Genomic DNA, 16,908 nt, shown 5'->3' with positions numbered 1-16,908 from the left:
AATTGAAATTCAAACAGAAATTTATGATATAGTTTAATAAAATAGAAATACTGCTATAAGCTAGCATAAATCATAAAATTATTTGCAAATCAATATCTACAAGGCATAATACAAACAATCTATTAGAATTTGATTATTACAGAGCAATAAATCATAAGGAGCTATAATGAAAAAGATCGCCATAATGGCAATGTTAATCTCTTGCATATTAATATTGCAAGGCTGCGTTGCTGCTGTTATAGGAATTGGTGCAGGGGCTACGGCAAAAGTTGCCTCTGATCCTCGCACTACTGGTACCCAAGTTGATGATACAACGCTCAGTTCACGTATGGGGATAAAAATTAAAGACCATGGACCTTTGTTTATTGGCTCGCGTATTGCTTCGAGTGCTTATGGTGGTAATATCCTTTTAGTTGGACAAGCAAATAGTCAACAAGTTGAACAAGCAGAAAAACTTGCTTATCAAGTTGATGGAGTAAAAAAAGTTTATAACCAAATTCGTATTGGGGAACCCGTTGGGGCAGTGACTATTACTAATGATACTTGGATAACAACTCAAGTTAAATCTCGGTTAGTTTTAGATGCCAAAACAAAAGCTCGCAAAATTAAAGTGGTAACCGAAAATAGCGAAGTGTTTTTAATTGGAATGGTTACCCCAGAAGAAGGTAAAGCAGCAGCTGAAATTGCAAGCAAAGTCAGTGGTGTAAAAAAAGTCATCACACTTTACACTTATACTGAAAATTAACGGTAACGATAAAAGGCAGGGGGGCGCATTAGCCCCCCTTTTTTACGCAACCGATTTTATGCGCTCAATTAACTTAGTAACGCCTTGCAAGCGTGATTGGCTTAGTTCATCGGCAATTTTTAGCTGACTTAACAGGGATGAAAAATCAATATCAACAATTTCTTGTGCTGTTTTGTTATTAGCAATAATGATTAAAATGGCCAATAAGCCTTTGACAATCCTTCCCTCACTATCACCTTGAAAAATATACTTATTATCTTGTTGTTTTTGATAAGTTAGCCATACACGGTTTTCGCATCCGTGGACTTGGTTCTGCTCAGTTTTTTCATTTTCAGGGAAATCAGGCAATTGCTTTGCTAGCATTACTAATTGTCGATAACGATCTTGCCAATTATGTTGTTGCGAAAATAATTCGGTTAAACTTTGCTGTGATAGCATAATATTGACCTATTTGTGGTTGACTATTTTGTAAAAAACTCAGAAAGATATTCGTTTGAATATAAAATCACATGAGTATTTCAATCGCACTTTGCAATACGGAAATAAAATTATCTACATCTTGTTGATTATTATATGGCATCAACGACAAACGAATAGCGCCGTGGCAACCTAACTTATTCATCAACGGTTGAGCGCAAAGCTCACCTGTACGAATCGCAATATTTTGTTCACTCAATAAAATAGCAATATCATTATGATGAATATGATTGATATTAAACGTGATTATTGGGCTATGATCCTTGCTGTAAAATTGAATATCAGTAAACTTGTTGAGTTGTGATTTTGCATAATCAGCGAGTTGCTTAGTGTAGTGCTCTGCTTGATTGCTATCCCAACGTTCTAACCATTGAAGTATTGCATTAAAGCCAAAAATACCCGCAATATTCGGTGTGCCTGCTTCAAATCTATAAGGCAGATCTTCTTGAATAAAACCATCAAACGACGTGCGTTTTAACATTTTACCGCCACCATGCCAAACCGACATTTGTTCAAATAATGCTCTTTTACCATACAAGATCCCAAGGCCTGTTGGACCATATAGCTTATGCGCCGAAAAAGAATAAAAATCGATATTAAGTGCTGTTACATCGACATTATGATGAACGATTCCTTGAGCTCCATCCACGACTAAAATTGCATTATGTTGGTGAACAATATCGCTAATTGCTTCTAAGTTAGGGCAAAAACCCGTTACATTCGACATTTGTGTTATTGCAACAATTCTTGTTTTAGCAGACATTAATAAAGATAACTCATTAACATCTGACGACCATTGAATGACTTTAGCCCCGGTTTGCTCTGCAACAATCAACCAAGGCAATAAATTGCTATGATGCTCCAACTCGCTCACAATAATTTCATCGCCAGATTGTAGTAACGGACGAGCGTAACTTTGCGCAATTAAATTAAATGACTCAGTCGCACCACGAGTCCAAATAATTTCAGCACTACTTTGAGCGTGAATTAAATTAGCAACATTTTGTCTTGCTTTATCAATCGTTGCCGTGACTTGCAAGGCCGCATTATGCAAACTACGCTGAGCTGTTGCGGTATTTTCTGAATAGTAGGCAAGTGTTGCATCAATCATTGCACGCGGTTTGAGTGCGGTTGCTGCCGAGTCAAGATACACACAATGCCTATTTAACGCGGGAAAATCAGCTCTAAATTGCTCAGGCGTAAAATATTTATTGGGCAAGTTCAAGTCCTGCAATCCCATTCCAATAACCATTACAATCTCGCTTGTATTCAATTTGCAACGGATTCAATCCGTCTTCGTTAGCTTTAAACTGTTTAACAATATCGAGCGTTTCAATACCTAAAGGCGAAATCCTAACAATATCAACTAATCCTTTCATTTCGTTAAGATTATTGCCTAAATTATAACAATAACCGCTTTGGGTTTGAATGCCATTTAGCACAAATACTTTTTGCTGTTCTTGCGAAAACACCTCACGACCAACAGGATATTTAATACAACACGTTTCACATTTATCTTTAGGTTTATCTTCTGATCGTGCTGTAAAACAACGAGCCGAATACGCTAAAGGCAAATAACCATAGCTAAATACTTCGACTTCAAAATTTCGCTCAATATTCAACGCCTCAAACTGCTTAAGAACATTGCTTAACCAATCGCGTGAAAGCTCAACAGGCATACACCAACGTACCATACCTTGTTTTTGTAATAATTTTAACGTTAAAGCGTTATAACAGTTAATAGCAGGACCTGTAACAAACGGTAATTTATGTTCTTGAGCAATATTGATGGCGGCTAAATCGTTTGCCTCAATTAAAAAATCGCCATTGTTCACTAATTGCCGTAAGTCTTTTAATTCTGATGGTGCTTCAAGTAAAGCCTGCGTTGAAAGTACCACTTGTTTTCCCGATTTAGCAATTTCTTTTGCGAGTTCTAGCCAGTTTAGCACTTTCATTTCTCGGCGTTTGTTGCAAACCGTTTCGCCCATATAAATAATATCGGCTTCGCTATCTTTGGCGGCGTGATAAAAAGCCTCGGTTTTGATTTTAGGCCAGTAATAAAGCACTGGTCCTAATGCGTATTTCATAGTTTTGCTCACTATATTTATGTTAAATCTTATTCAAATGATTAAAGCTTGCATTATTGGCTTATTGTATAAGCAAAATCGAGAATAGACAGAAAGTCTATCCTTTTTGATTATCGACTGATCATGGGGTTATTGCCATTTACGGTGATAAGCACCTAAAGTTGTTTGTGTGCCTTCCGAAACAAAACCTAGCGTATCCAACCAGCTTTTATCTGCTTGGAATGATTGAGGATTAGCTAAGTAACGATCGATAGCTTGGCGCCATACTTTAGTGACTTGCTCAACATAGGCTTGGCTACGTTGACGACCTTCTATTTTGACTGAAGCAATATTCGCTGCGAACAATTCGGGTAATAGTTCAATGGTGTTTAAGCTAGTTGGCTCCTCAATAGGATGATAAAGCATATCACCAACAAAATAACGCCCTTTGCATAGTGTTGGGTAACCTGCATTTTCTCCTTTTTTATGACAATCAATTAGCACATTATTAAGCCGTGATTCAAGCCCTTTATCAGTCTCTTCCCAACGCACAAATTTAGCTGGCGAACAAGCGCCAACGGTATTAGGGGATTCACCCGTCAAATAAGATGATAAGTAACATCGACCTTCTGCCATAATACACAAACCACCAAAGCCAAACACTTCAAGCGCTACAGGTGAAACTTGAGATAACTGTTTAACTTGATGCATAGAAAGCACTCGAGGTAAAACGATACGATGAACCCCAAAATTATTATAGTAGAACTTGATCGATTCTTCATTGGTCGATGATGCTTGTACCGAAACATGGCGTTCAATATCAGGGTATTTTTCAGCGGCGTAATCCAATATAGCTAAATCAGCAATAATTAAAGCATCAGCCCCAATATTTGCTGCAGTATCAACAGCGTGTTGCCAACGTTGAAAATTATCTGGGTGTGCAAAAGTATTAATCGCAATATGTAGCTTTTTACCACGTTTATGTACATAATCTGAAGCTTCTAACAACCGTTTTTCATTAAAATTTAAACCAGCAAAATGGCGGGCATTGGTATCGTCTTTCAAACCAATATAAACGGCATCAGCACCATTATCGATTGCTACTTTAAGAGCGGGCAACGATCCAGCTGGACAAAGAAGTTCCATAATCAATCCTAACTTAAATTCAGTATTTTGTACGCTAGGTATTATGCAATAATTCTGAGTGTAAAGCGAATAGAAAGCGGTTTCTCAACTAAAAAATAGCAAATTGAGTATCTTGATAGCAGTTTTGGCTTTACGGGAGTGTGTTTTTTATCCTATTTAAAGTTAAACAGTTATTTTCAATACATAAGATAACGGTGTTTATAATTCTTTAGTTTATATTTTACATAATGCTATGATTATTATGTTTTTTTGCGAAACCACCTTAAAACCAAAATTTTAAGATGAGGTTATCAACCATTTAGTTTTTAATTGTAATTTTTCAAATAGTTACTTAATAACAGCACAAACTTTTCTTTTTGTAAATTGAATACAATTTGAAGTTATATCATTTTTTCATGTTTGAATTCTCATTTCTATCATGGTGACACGATTATTTTTTAATTTTATTATTTTAGATTTAAAGAAGGCTACATAGCCCAAATTGTATTTTTGATGCGCACAACGCAGAATAAAAAACAACAAAAAAAGATTAAAAAATATTTTTTATTTGCTTTATTTTTGCGCTAAAAAACTTCCCAAAATATACCTACCAAATAAAAATAATTTAATTTTTATTAATATGTTATGCTATTTTGATAATCAAAATATTTGACAATCCTCATTTACAAAATATTTGTAACATGTGGAATTTTATTGTAATTTGTGGGATATTAGTATAATTTACTACCTCTAAAGATAATCTCTTTATATTATCAAATAAGCAATTAAATTATCTGTTTCATAAGGAATAATATATGTCAAATAGCTATCAAAACGAAGTACCACCTGCTCGCGTTAATATTCAACTAGATCTTCATACTGGTGGAGCCCAAAAGAAAATAGAATTACCATTAAAGATTTTGTCTATTGGGGATTATGGTCGCGGTAAAGATAAACGCCCTCTTTCGGAAAAAGAAAAAGTATCCATCAATAAAAATAATTTTGATGCTGTACTGAAAGAATTTAGGCCTACAGCTAAAATCAATGTGCCAAATACCCTTGCTGATGATGGTAGCGATATTAGTGTAGATCTCGTTTTTGAATCGATGAATGACTTTAAACCTGAACAAGTTGCAAGAAATATTCCTCAACTCCGTTCTTTACTTGCTATGCGTAATTTATTAAGGGACTTGAAATCTAACTTACTAGACAACGCTACATTTCGTTATGAATTAGAGAAAATAGTAAAAGATGAACAGTTATCTGATGAGCTTCGCGCTGAATTAGAGGCAATTGTATCTGAAAACACAAAATAAGTATTTTTAACAAACTAAATTCAGTTAATTTCTAAATAAATTATATGGTTGTTGATAGACAATTAAGGGAAAAGCAATGAAAGAACAGAAAGAACAAAAAAATGCAAGCCAAACAGTTTTAGAAGATAATGGGAGTGTTTACCAATCTTTATTTAGTAAAATCAATTTAAATCCGATTCAAAAAGCAGGCGAAATCGATAAATATGAAGATAATGATGCATTATTTGAAGCTTCACAAGATGAACGTGTTACGATGGCTGTTGATATTTTACTTAAATTGATTCAGAGCTCATCGCAAAAAGTTGAAAAATTAGATAAACATTTATTAGACTATCACATTAGCCAAATCGACCAAAAGCTAAGCCGACAATTAGATGCAATTATGCATAATGAAACTTTCCAAGAAATTGAGGCAACATGGCGTGGTCTAAAATTTTTAGTAGATCGTACGGATTTCCGACGTAATGTAAAAATTGAATTATTAGATGCTTCAAAAGAAGAGCTTCGCCAAGATTTTGAAGATGCGCCAGAAATTATTCAAACTGGTTTTTATCGCCACACTTATATTCAAGAATATGACACTCCGGGTGGCGAGCCTATTGGCGTGACTATCTCAAACTATGAATTTGACCGTAACCCACAAGATATTGCTTTATTGCGTAATATCTCAAAAGTTGCAGCCGCAGCGCATATGCCATTTATTAGCTCTGTTGGCCCGAAATTCTTTGGTAAAGAAACCATGGAAGAAGTCGCAGCAATTAAAGATATTGCAAATTATTTTGATCGAGCTGAATATACGAAATGGAATAGTTTCCGCGAAACTGATGACTCACGTTATGTTGGATTAACCTTGCCAAGAGTGTTAGCTCGTTTACCTTATGGTCCAGATACAGTGCCTGTTCGTAGTTTTAACTATATTGAAGATGTTAAAGGAATTGAGCATAACCGTTATTTATGGGCTAATGCCTCATATGCTTTTGCAGCTAACATGGTACAGAGTTTTATTCGTAATGGTTGGTGTGTACAAATTCGAGGTCCACAAGCAGGTGGGCTAGTTGAAGACTTACCTATTCATCTTTATGACTTAGGCACGGGTAATCAAGTTAAGATTCCAACCGAAGTTCTTATTCCAGAAACACGTGAATTTGAATTTGCTAATTTAGGTTTTATACCACTTTCTTTTTATAAAAATAGAGATTATGCTTGCTTTTTCTCTGCAAATTCAGCACAAAAACCAGCACTATATGATACAAAAGAAGCAACTGCAAACAGCCGTATAAACGCGCGCTTACCATATATTTTCTTATTATCACGCATTGCTCATTATTTAAAAGTAATTCAACGAGAAAATATTGGGACTACAAAAGATCGTCGAGTACTTGAACTTGAGCTAAATAAATGGGTTAGCAATCTTGTTACCGAAATGACCGATCCGAGTGATGAAGTTCAAGCATCGCACCCACTACGAGAAGCAAAAGTTATTGTTGAAGATATTGAAGATAACCCAGGATTTTTCCGTGTTAAGACATTTTTGATTCCTCACTTCCAGGTTGAAGGTATGGATATTAATTTATCAATGGTATCACAAATGCCAAAAGCTAAGGCTTAATATCAAAAAATCTGGATGGTAGTATTCATGAAAATTTTTCGTCCTTTATGGAACGAAGGCGTCTTTTTGACGCCTCAACAATTCCAACAACAAACATTATGGCAACAGTTTTCCTCTCAAAAGTTAGCTGCTATGACAGTAGCTAACCCATGGGGAATTGAAAAATTAGCTATTGATATACAAGCGCTGACGATAGATCGCTTACAGGCGGAGTCAATCAGTATTCGTTTTCGTGATGGTGTATTCATTGACACTGATACTGCCGATAAGTTACCAGAAGCCAGAATACTAAATACGGATATTCCACCTGAGCGTGAAGAGGTTACCGTATTTGTCGGCATACCATTGCTACAAGCAAATGGCGGTAACTGTTTACAAGATAATCAACATCTTGAAAGACCACTTCGTTATAGGCAAGAATGGGTTGAAGTAGCAGATCTATTCGGCCAGAATACTGAAACAATAGCGGTGGAACGTTATGCGTTAACCTTTTTATTTGATTTTGAAGATCATAGTGACTATTTGACATGTCCAATTGCACATCTTAAGCGTGATCTAAATGGTCGTTTTGTTCTTGATTTTGAATATCTCCCGCCACTTATTAATTTATTCACTCAAAGTGGAACATTAATAAAAGAGTTAGAGCTTTTATGTATACAAATACAGGCTAAACGTCAGCGTTTAATGGGTATGCGTCATGAGCGCAATGATCAGATGGCTGAATTTGCAATAGCTGATGTATCATTATTTTGGCTTTTAAATGCGCTAAATACTTTTGAGCCTCAACTAAAATTTTTACGTGATAATCCAACTATTCACCCAGAATATCTTTATCTGACATTAACAGGGCTAACTGGTGCACTATTAACATTTTCGTTGACAAATGATGTTGATGCCATCCCTACTTATCAGCATACTAACCTTAATGAAGTTTTTCCGCCACTATTTGGATTAGTACGTAATTTATTAGAAGAAAGCTTACCATCTCGCGTGATCAAAATAGATTTAGTTCATGACAAAGACACGTTATGGACTGGTCGCTTAAACGACTCTCGTCTTGTTGAAGATGCTGATTTTTATTTATCTGTACGATCAAGTATGCCTGGACATCAATTACAGTCGCAGTTCCCAATATTATGTAAAGCAGGTGCACCTGATGACGTAAGGCAAATCATACATTCAGCATTATCAGGTATTCCAATAAAAGCACTTAGTCATGTTCCGGCAGCTATACCTATGCGTTTAGAAAATCAATATTTTGCACTGGATCTATCTCATAGCGCAGCAAAAAACATGTTGCTCACAAGATGTTGTGAGTTTTATGTGCCAAGAGCGCTGCCTGATATTTCATTAGAACTTTTCGCGGTGTTGCGATCATAGGGGCAATATTATGAGTATAGAACCACAAACAATAGCCATTGATGAATTATTACGAGATTCTATATTGGTTGTTGTCCAATTAAAAGCGAAAGCGGATATTCCATCAGGGCATAAATTATATGAGCTTTGTAAGCAGCAAGTAACAACTGTTCGAGAAACATTATATAACGCGCAATATAGCCAAGATGTAATTGATGACGTAAGTTATGCTTTATGCGCCATATTAGATGAAACAGTATTACTTTGCCATCGAGATAACCCTAAAAACCAAGACTATGATGAATGGTTAGGTGCACCATTACAGGTTGTCTTTTTTAATACACACAATGCAGGTTATGATTTATTTGAAAAGATACGTACACGTTTAAAGTCAGATAAAAAAGATTCATTGGTACTAAGTTGCTTTGACAGAGTCATTGGACTTGGCTTTCAAGGATGTTATCTAGATAAACCTCAAATGGAGAGAGAGCATTTAGTTCTAGCGCTACGTGAAGCAGTACGAGAATACGAGCCAGAACAATCTCATCCGATCATTGAACAAACCAAGACTTATCGTTATTTAGGGCGCAAAACTATGTTGTTATCCTGTACCGCATTATCTGTTCTTTTGGCTATTGTTCTTTATTTTGCATTAGATTATCGACTTGATATGTTGATTAAAAAAATTGTAGGTTAAAGGGGAATTTATGAGCGATTACCCTAAAAGAATTCAAATTATTTATGCAGCCATATTAAGCTTGTTGCTGCTATTTGTTTTTTTACCAATAACAATTGGTTGGAAGATCATTGGTGCTCTTTTAGTCTTAGCCGTCTCAGGTGGATTACTATGGCGAATGCGACGCTATCGGCGAATGCTTGCATTATCAACAACAAATATTGAATTTTTAGCCCAAAAGCTTGATTTATTACCCGCAAGACAACGTTATCGCTTACCTATTTTATTGGTGGTAGGTAGTGCAGCAAAAGACTTCTTTCCAAAAGATTTATCTATAGCGGAATCAAATATTATTGTCTCATCTGAAGCAGTTTGGATCTATATTGATGAATATTCTCATTTACCTATTGTCTATGACTCACTAATAGCAAAATGGCCTGATATGATAGGGCGCGTTGGTGTATTTCTTGCATTAACTCCTGAACTTGAAGATAAACAAGGTTTCTTGATTGCTAAATTACAAGCGTTTCGCCAATCTTGGGTAGACACATGTCGAATTGCAAAATATCAACTACCTGTTTACTTATCGACACATGTTGGACTAAATAGTTTAATTTATGATGAACAAAATCCATTACCTGTTTACTGGTACCAATTAGTCGATCATAAATTGTTCCTACTTGATCGCTATTTATCGCCACTAAATAATTGGGTCAATGATATTAAAACGCCTTCAAGTGAACGGGAAAGGAGATTGCGATTAAGACCATTCCTAAACGAAATACAATCTTGGATTGAAAATGTGGTATTAACCACATTAGCTGATACAAAACAGCCTATTGCAAAATGCAAACCAACAGCAATAGCGATTTATCCAGTAAATCAATCTATTATAAATAATAATATTATGCAAAAACAATGGGAAAGCATTACTACTTTACCATTACCCAATAACCATAAAATCGAGGATAGCGTCACCCCGCCTGATTCCTTAATTAAATTTATGCCAATATCTTCCCCATTTTCGCCTATTGGTTCGATGGTATGCGGTTTAATTACGATTACTTCTATATTTATTATTGGATGTTTAGGCGCATCGTTTTGGAACAACATTAAACTTTCCGATCAAATACAAAATGATATACGACATTATCATTTAATTTCGATGGATAGCTATGAAGAAAAGCGGCAAGCACTTGATCAACTCAAAAAAGACAGAGCGGTATTAAATCGATATTTAGCTCAAGGCGAACCAGTTCGCCTAGGAATGGGGCTATATCACGGACAACAATTACTTGAGCTATTAAATATCTCTATGAGTGATTATGTTGCAAAACCACCTGAACCAGAAAAAATTATTATCAAAGAAAAAGAAATTATCATGAAAGAACCACCTCCAGTGATTCGTTTAGATAGTTTAGCGTTATTTGAAAGTGGGCAGTCAAGTTTAAAATCAGATTCAACCAAAACACTAATTAATGCATTAGTGGAAATGAAAAAACAGATAAATGCTAACCCAGACACTGGGTGGCTTGTTTTAATTACAGGGCATACTGACTCGACGGGCGATGAAAATAAAAATATTCAATTATCATTTGAGCGCGCAACAGCAGTACGAAACTGGATTATAAAAACCAGTGATATCCCTGAGACCTGTTTTGCTATACAAGGGTATGGAGCAAAAAAACCGCTAGTAAGTAACGACACTTTAGAGGGTCGTGCAAAAAACCGGCGAGTAGAAATTGTCTTAGTTCCTCAAATGTCAAATTGTATTTTGGCAAATGAACACTAAGAATGTTTAACAAAAACTAAAAAGGAGAGAAAACAATGGCAGTTCCAGCGTATATGTTTTTAAAAGATGACGGCGGTGCAGAAATTAAAGGTTCTGTAACTGTCGTAGGGCGTGAAGGTAGTGTGGAAGTGGTTGAGTTTGATCACAAAGTCTACATTCCAACAGATGGAAATACAGGTAAATTAACAGGGACTCGTGTTCATAAAGCACTTGAATTTGTTAAAGAAGTTGATGCTTCGTCGCCTTATCTTTACAAAGCCGTAACTACAGGCCAAAACTTAAAGTCTATTGAAATTAAATGGTACAAAATTAATGATGCTGGGCAAGAAGTTGAGTATTTCAATACATTAATGGATAACGTAAAAGTTGTTTCTATTAAACCTGAAATGCACAACATTAAAGATCCAACAAAAGAGCAATACAACCATTTAGAACGTATTGAATTACGTTACGAAAAAATCACATGGACTTATAAAGACGGCAACATTATTCACTCAGATAGCTGGGTAGAAAGTAGAGGCTAATGTGGTTTTTGTTGATTCTGTTGTAATGACAGAATCAACAATTTTTTATAAATAACAACATAACGAAAGGAATAGTAATGATTGCCGATCCTTCTGTTTTACTAAGGCGACTCAATCCGTATTGTGCAAGAGCACTTGAAGCGGCAGCAGAATTATGTCAAACAAGAGCACATCCAGAAATTACACTTGAACATTGGTTATTAAAATTACTAGAACAAGGATCAGGTGATATTTCATTTATTGTAAGACATTATCAATTAGATATGGACAAAATCTGGCAAGGATTATTGAATTATCTAGACATATTACCCCATACCATTAATACAAAACCAAGTTTGTCGCCATCGTTGATTGCAATATTACAGTCATCATGGCTAAAGGCCTCGCTTGAGGATCAGGAAGAAGTCATCCGTTCAGTTCATATTTTACAAGCACTGCAAGAAATGTCTCACTGTTTAAAAGCACAAGAAGCATGGCAATTAATCAGTTTATCTGTTGTTTCATTGCAAAAAATGCGTGCTAAATTAGATGAAACGTCCGATGAAAATCCAGCAAATAAAAGTAGCTATTATTCAGATAATAAGTACTTAGATGATAATATCGACAACACAAAAAAATCAACCGTCAACACTCAGGATGTTTCTCAAACGAACGATAATAATCTACATCAAACTACACAACAAAAACATCATCAAGTTGCACTTAGCCGATTTACCGAAGATATTACCGAAAAAGCAAAAACAGGGAAAATTGATCCAGTTTTTGGACGTGACAATGAAATAAGACAGATGATAGATATTTTATCCCGCCGTCGCAAAAATAACCCTATCTTAGTTGGTGAACCTGGCGTAGGTAAAACAGCATTAGTTGAAGGACTTGCATTACGTATTGTAGAGGGCAATGTTCCAAAAAATCTTGAAAAAGTCAACATATTGACGCTTGATCTTGGCTTACTCCAAGCTGGTGCAGGCGTAAAAGGAGAGTTTGAACAAAGGCTAAAAAATGTAATAGATGCAGTTCAACAATCGCCTACTCCAATATTACTGTTTATTGATGAGGCTCACACCATTATTGGTGCTGGTAATTCAGTTGGTGGGGCAGACGCTGCAAATTTATTAAAACCCGCTTTAGCGAGAGGTGAGTTACGAACGATTGCAGCTACAACATGGTCTGAATACAAACAATATTTTGAAAAAGATGCAGCGTTAGAGCGTCGTTTTCAAATCGTTAAAGTTGATGAGCCTGATGATGAAAAAGCTTGCCTTATGTTACGAGGCTTAAAATCACGGTATGCAAAACACCATGGCGTACATATATTGGACGAAGCTGTCAAAACAGCCGTTTCATTGTCTCGGCGTTACATCAGCGGCCGACAACTACCTGATAAAGCAGTGGATCTACTGGATACTGCATCAGCTCGCGTACGCATGGGACTTGATACTATTCCTGAATCAATCACTTTGCTTGAATCCAGAATTGCATCATTGACAATAGAAAAGCAGGCTATAGAGGCAGATTTAGCGCTTGGAGAAAACGTATTATCCACAGAGCGCATAACTGAAATCGATTTACAACTCAGCAAATTACAAAAAAAATTAACTACTCAACAAGCACAATTTAAAAAAGAAAAAAATCTGGTTGAAACATTAATTGGTTTACGAGAAAAGCTAACGCCACAACAAGACGAAAAAATTCAAAAACAACTTATTGAAACACAGCAAAAATTAAGTGAACTACAAAAAAATACACCTTTATTATCGCTCGATGTTGATAGCCGAATGGTTTCTTCTGTGATTGCAGATTGGACTGGTGTTCCATTAGAAAGCTTATTAAAAGATGAGCAAAGCCATTTACTTATGCTAGAAGAAGATCTACATCAACGTGTTGTCGGGCAAGATAATGCTCTATTTGAAATTGCCAAAAGAATTCGTGCAGCAAAAACAGGGCTGACATCAGAAGATGCCCCGATGGGTGTATTTTTACTGGTTGGTCCTTCTGGCGTTGGTAAAACCGAAACAGCATTAGCACTTGCTGATACTCTGTTTGGTGGAGAGCAATCACTGATTACTATTAATATGTCTGAGTATCAAGAATCACATACTGTATCACAATTAAAAGGATCACCGCCAGGGTATGTAGGTTATGGCCAAGGAGGAATCTTAACTGAAGCAGTTCGTAAACGCCCATATAGCGTTGTTTTATTGGATGAAGTCGAAAAAGCACATAGGGATGTACTAAACCTATTTTATCAAGTGTTTGATCGAGGTTTTATGCGAGATGGTGAAGGTCGTGAAATTGATTTTCGTAATACTTTAATATTAATGACCTCTAACCTAGGTAGTGATGAATTAATGGCTCTTTTTGACCAAATGCCAGATGCCGATATTGCGACACAACAAGAATTATTACGCCCAATTATACGGGAGCACTTCCAACCTGCGTTACTTGCGCGATTCCAAACAGTTATTTATACCCCATTGGCTAATGCTGCATTGCGTAAAATTGTTGAAATAAAACTCAATAAAGTTGCATCTCGATTACAAAAACATTACAAAGTTGACTTTAATGTTGGAGAAAAACTCTATGATACCTTGGTTTCTGCATGTTTATTGCCAGATACTGGCGCACGTAATATTGACAGTATCTTAAATCAACAAATATTACCAGTGGTATCTAACCTCTTATTACAAAGCGCTAATAGTGATAATAATCCATCCCGCATGTTACAACTCGATTTTGATGAAAAAGAAGGCATTGTACTTGAATGGGTAACAAAAGGAAGCAAAATAAGAGCTGCAAAATCTAAAAAAACAACAGTGACATCTAAGCCAATTGAAAAGGGAAAAATAGCAGAAAAAACTAGCAAAAAAAACCAAAAAAGCAAAATAAATAAGGAGTAGAAAAAGGAAGAGGTAAAAGATAAAACAAATAATGAAAACTAATTTATAAAGAGTAATAGGATTGAATATAAAGGAGAACACTACTATGTCGAATGAACTTAATCGCCTTTTGGATCAACTCGGTGGCGAGTTTAGCCATTTAATAGACGGCTTAGGGGGGATTAGCCATAACCGCTATACCTTAACCGTTGACGGGCTGACCGCGCCGATTTCAGTTTTGCATGTTGATGGTGATGAGCAGTTAAATCAACCTTGGCATTATGTGGTTACCTTTACCAGCCCTGACAAAACCTTATCGCCCGATGTGTTCCTTAATCAAAAATCGACTTTCTTCTTTAATCCTGTTATTAACAAGCCATTAACTTCCGCTATTCGTTCACTAAGCGACTTGCCCGCCGTCACCAATAAACGCACCTTGTATGGGGTCATCACTGAATTTAGCCAGCTATCGGTCAATAAAGATGAAGCTCATTACCAAGTCGTGTTATCTTCCCGATTAGCTCGCTTAGCGATAGGGAAAAAAAGTGGTCTGTTTCAAAATCAAAGTGTGGTCAGCGTGGTTGAAGAAGTACTACGCAGTCACGGCTTTACCGGCATTGATTACCGGTTAGTGCTCAAAGATAGCTACCCTGAACGGGAGTTTATCACCCAGTGGCAAGAAAGCGACCTGAAATTTATTCAACGCTTATTGGCCGATGTGGGTATCTGGTTTCGTTTTGAAACCCACGCCGAGCATGACTGTGATGTGATGGTGTTAAGTGATTATGAACAAGGCTATGTACAGGTGGCCAATATCGACTATAAACTGCCGAGTGGCATGGCCGATACGGGTGTGGAAAGTGTTTGGGATATCACCTTACATAGCGAAGTGGTACCGGCCTCAGTGACCGTTCAAGACTACAACTACCGTGATGCCAAAGCCGATTTACTCACCGATATCAACACCCAACCCAAAACCACCACCACGCAAGGCACTGATTACCGTTACGAAGAGCATTATAAAAGCGGACAAGGTCAGCAGAGCAAGCCAAATGACAAAGCCACTAATCCCAACCAAGTACAAACCGCTAACCCGTCACCGCAAGATGACGGTATTGAGCAAGATAACGCCATTGAAAGCGGTCAATGGTATGCCAAAATCCGCCATGAACAGGCGATTAGCCAGCAAATAATCCTCACGGGTAAAAGCAACCGCTATCAATTAGCCCCAGGGCAACTTATTAACATCACGGGCAGTCCGTTAAAATCGATTGAAGAAGGGGTGATTATTTTAAGTGTACAAGGACAAGGTAACCGTACTGATGCCTATGCACTTACCTTTACCGCCATTCCCTATCAAGCCTTAAAACCTTATCGCCCCGCGCCCATACGCTGGCCACAAGTCAGTGGCACCTTACCCGCACGAGTGACTAGCCCTGATAATGACACCTACGGCTATATTGACACTCACGGGCGCTACCGAGTTAAATTCAACTTTGACTTAAAAGAATGGAAAAAGGGCAATGAAAGCTTATGGGTACGCTTAGCCAAACCTTATTCGGGTAACACCTATGGTTTTCACTTCCCGTTAATTGACGGCACGGAAGTGGCGATTGCCTTTATGAATGGCAATCCCGATAGGCCGTATATTGCCCATGCCATGCACGACAGCGCCCACCCTGACCATGTGACTACGGTAAACAAACACCGCAATGTCATTCGCACCCCCGCCAACAACAAACTGCGCATGGATGATAAACGCGGACAAGAGCATATCAAACTCGCCACCGAATACGGCAAAACTCAGCTTAATTTGGGGCATTTGGTCGATAATAAAAAAAGCCAACGCGGTGAAGGCTTTGAACTGCGCACGGATGAATGGGGCGCGATTGCTGCCAACAAAGGCTTATACTTAACCACCCAAACCGAGCCGAAAGCGCAAGGCAAACAACTGGATATGCAAGCGGCAATAAACCAACTGGAAAATGCCTTATCGATTGCCAAAGCCCTACAAAATGCCGCTACCCAGTCCGACGCACACAGCGCGGATACCGACAGTCAAGACCAGCTTAAAGCCAACTTAAGTGAGCTAACCCAAAGTGGCCTACTGGCCTATGCGCAAGAAGGCATTGCCTTAACTAGCCCTGAAAACATCCAACTGACAACAAACAACAGCTTAACCCTAACTAGCGAAAATCAAACCGATATCAATGCGTTAAAAAACGTCACCGTATCCTCATCCGAAGCGATAGGGCTATTTGCCCATAAATCAGGCATGAAACTGTTTGCCAACCAAGGCGATATTGCAGTGCAAGCCCAAAATGCCAACCTCAATATGGC

The 16,908-nt window shown here is 37.2% G+C and carries 13 protein-coding genes; 9 read left to right on the top strand and 4 right to left on the bottom strand.

The window, feature by feature from the left end; genetic code table 11:
• Positions 1-166: 166 nt before the first annotated feature.
• A complete protein-coding gene (gene dolP / locus A9G47_RS12330) occupies positions 167-745 on the top strand; it encodes a division/outer membrane stress-associated lipid-binding lipoprotein (RefSeq protein WP_065643028.1) in 579 nt (192 codons plus the stop codon).
• A 42-nt stretch (positions 746-787) separates the two neighbouring features.
• On the opposite strand, the gene csdE is transcribed toward dolP, so the two are convergent.
• From csdE to ubiU, 4 genes are all read right to left on the bottom strand, one after another.
• Positions 788-1,183 carry a cysteine desulfurase sulfur acceptor subunit CsdE gene (gene csdE, locus A9G47_RS12325; protein WP_065579518.1) on the bottom strand — a complete coding sequence of 132 codons (396 nt, stop codon included), beginning with the start codon at positions 1,181-1,183 and terminating at the stop codon, positions 788-790.
• 67 nt (positions 1,184-1,250) lie between these two features.
• Complete coding sequence (gene csdA / locus A9G47_RS12320; RefSeq protein WP_065643027.1) at positions 1,251-2,462, bottom strand: cysteine desulfurase CsdA; 1,212 nt, start codon at positions 2,460-2,462, stop codon at positions 1,251-1,253.
• Positions 2,431-3,309 carry a U32 family peptidase gene (locus tag A9G47_RS12315; protein ID WP_065643026.1) on the bottom strand — a complete coding sequence of 293 codons (879 nt, stop codon included), beginning with the start codon at positions 3,307-3,309 and terminating at the stop codon, positions 2,431-2,433. Before A9G47_RS12315 ends, csdA begins: the two co-directional genes overlap by 32 nt.
• 129 nt (positions 3,310-3,438) lie before the next feature.
• A complete protein-coding gene (ubiU, locus tag A9G47_RS12310) occupies positions 3,439-4,434 on the bottom strand; it encodes a ubiquinone anaerobic biosynthesis protein UbiU (protein WP_065643025.1) in 996 nt (331 codons plus the stop codon).
• A gap of 794 nt (positions 4,435-5,228) precedes the next feature.
• Here ubiU and tssB point away from each other — a divergent pair.
• The 8 genes from tssB to A9G47_RS12270 all read left to right on the top strand — a co-directional run.
• The gene (gene tssB, locus A9G47_RS12305) at positions 5,229-5,729 is read left to right on the top strand and encodes a type VI secretion system contractile sheath small subunit (protein ID WP_065643024.1); all 501 of its coding nucleotides are present in this window, start codon (positions 5,229-5,231) and stop codon (positions 5,727-5,729) included.
• A gap of 76 nt (positions 5,730-5,805) precedes the next feature.
• Entirely contained in the window at positions 5,806-7,338 is a 1,533-nt protein-coding gene (gene tssC / locus A9G47_RS12300) for a type VI secretion system contractile sheath large subunit (protein ID WP_065643023.1), read from the top strand.
• Between the two features lie 27 nt (positions 7,339-7,365).
• Complete coding sequence (gene tssK, locus A9G47_RS12295) at positions 7,366-8,718, top strand: type VI secretion system baseplate subunit TssK (protein WP_065566605.1); 1,353 nt, start codon at positions 7,366-7,368, stop codon at positions 8,716-8,718.
• A gap of 10 nt (positions 8,719-8,728) precedes the next feature.
• Positions 8,729-9,394, top strand: a complete 666-nt coding sequence (gene tssL / locus A9G47_RS12290) for a type VI secretion system protein TssL, short form (RefSeq protein ID WP_065566604.1) — start codon at positions 8,729-8,731, stop codon at positions 9,392-9,394.
• A gap of 10 nt (positions 9,395-9,404) precedes the next feature.
• Positions 9,405-11,165: an OmpA family protein gene (locus A9G47_RS12285; RefSeq protein ID WP_065643022.1), complete on the top strand. Its 1,761-nt coding sequence runs from the start codon at positions 9,405-9,407 to the stop codon at positions 11,163-11,165.
• Positions 11,166-11,200: 35 nt separating this feature from the next.
• Positions 11,201-11,689: an Hcp family type VI secretion system effector gene (locus A9G47_RS12280; protein ID WP_065566602.1), complete on the top strand. Its 489-nt coding sequence runs from the start codon at positions 11,201-11,203 to the stop codon at positions 11,687-11,689.
• A gap of 77 nt (positions 11,690-11,766) precedes the next feature.
• Positions 11,767-14,589, top strand: coding sequence for a type VI secretion system ATPase TssH (gene tssH / locus A9G47_RS12275; protein ID WP_065643021.1), 2,823 nt, complete (start codon positions 11,767-11,769; stop codon positions 14,587-14,589).
• An 85-nt stretch (positions 14,590-14,674) separates the two neighbouring features.
• Positions 14,675-16,908 (top strand): type VI secretion system Vgr family protein (locus tag A9G47_RS12270; protein WP_065643020.1); only part of this gene is annotated, 2,234 nt, incomplete at its 3' end.

It is taken from the genome of Gilliamella sp. WF3-4, assembly GCF_001690275.1.
In the GTDB taxonomy this organism is placed as follows: domain Bacteria; phylum Pseudomonadota; class Gammaproteobacteria; order Enterobacterales; family Orbaceae; genus Gilliamella; species Gilliamella apicola_C.
The sequence above is the reverse complement of the archived record's forward strand: the minus strand, read 5'-3'. Positions and strand labels throughout refer to the sequence as shown.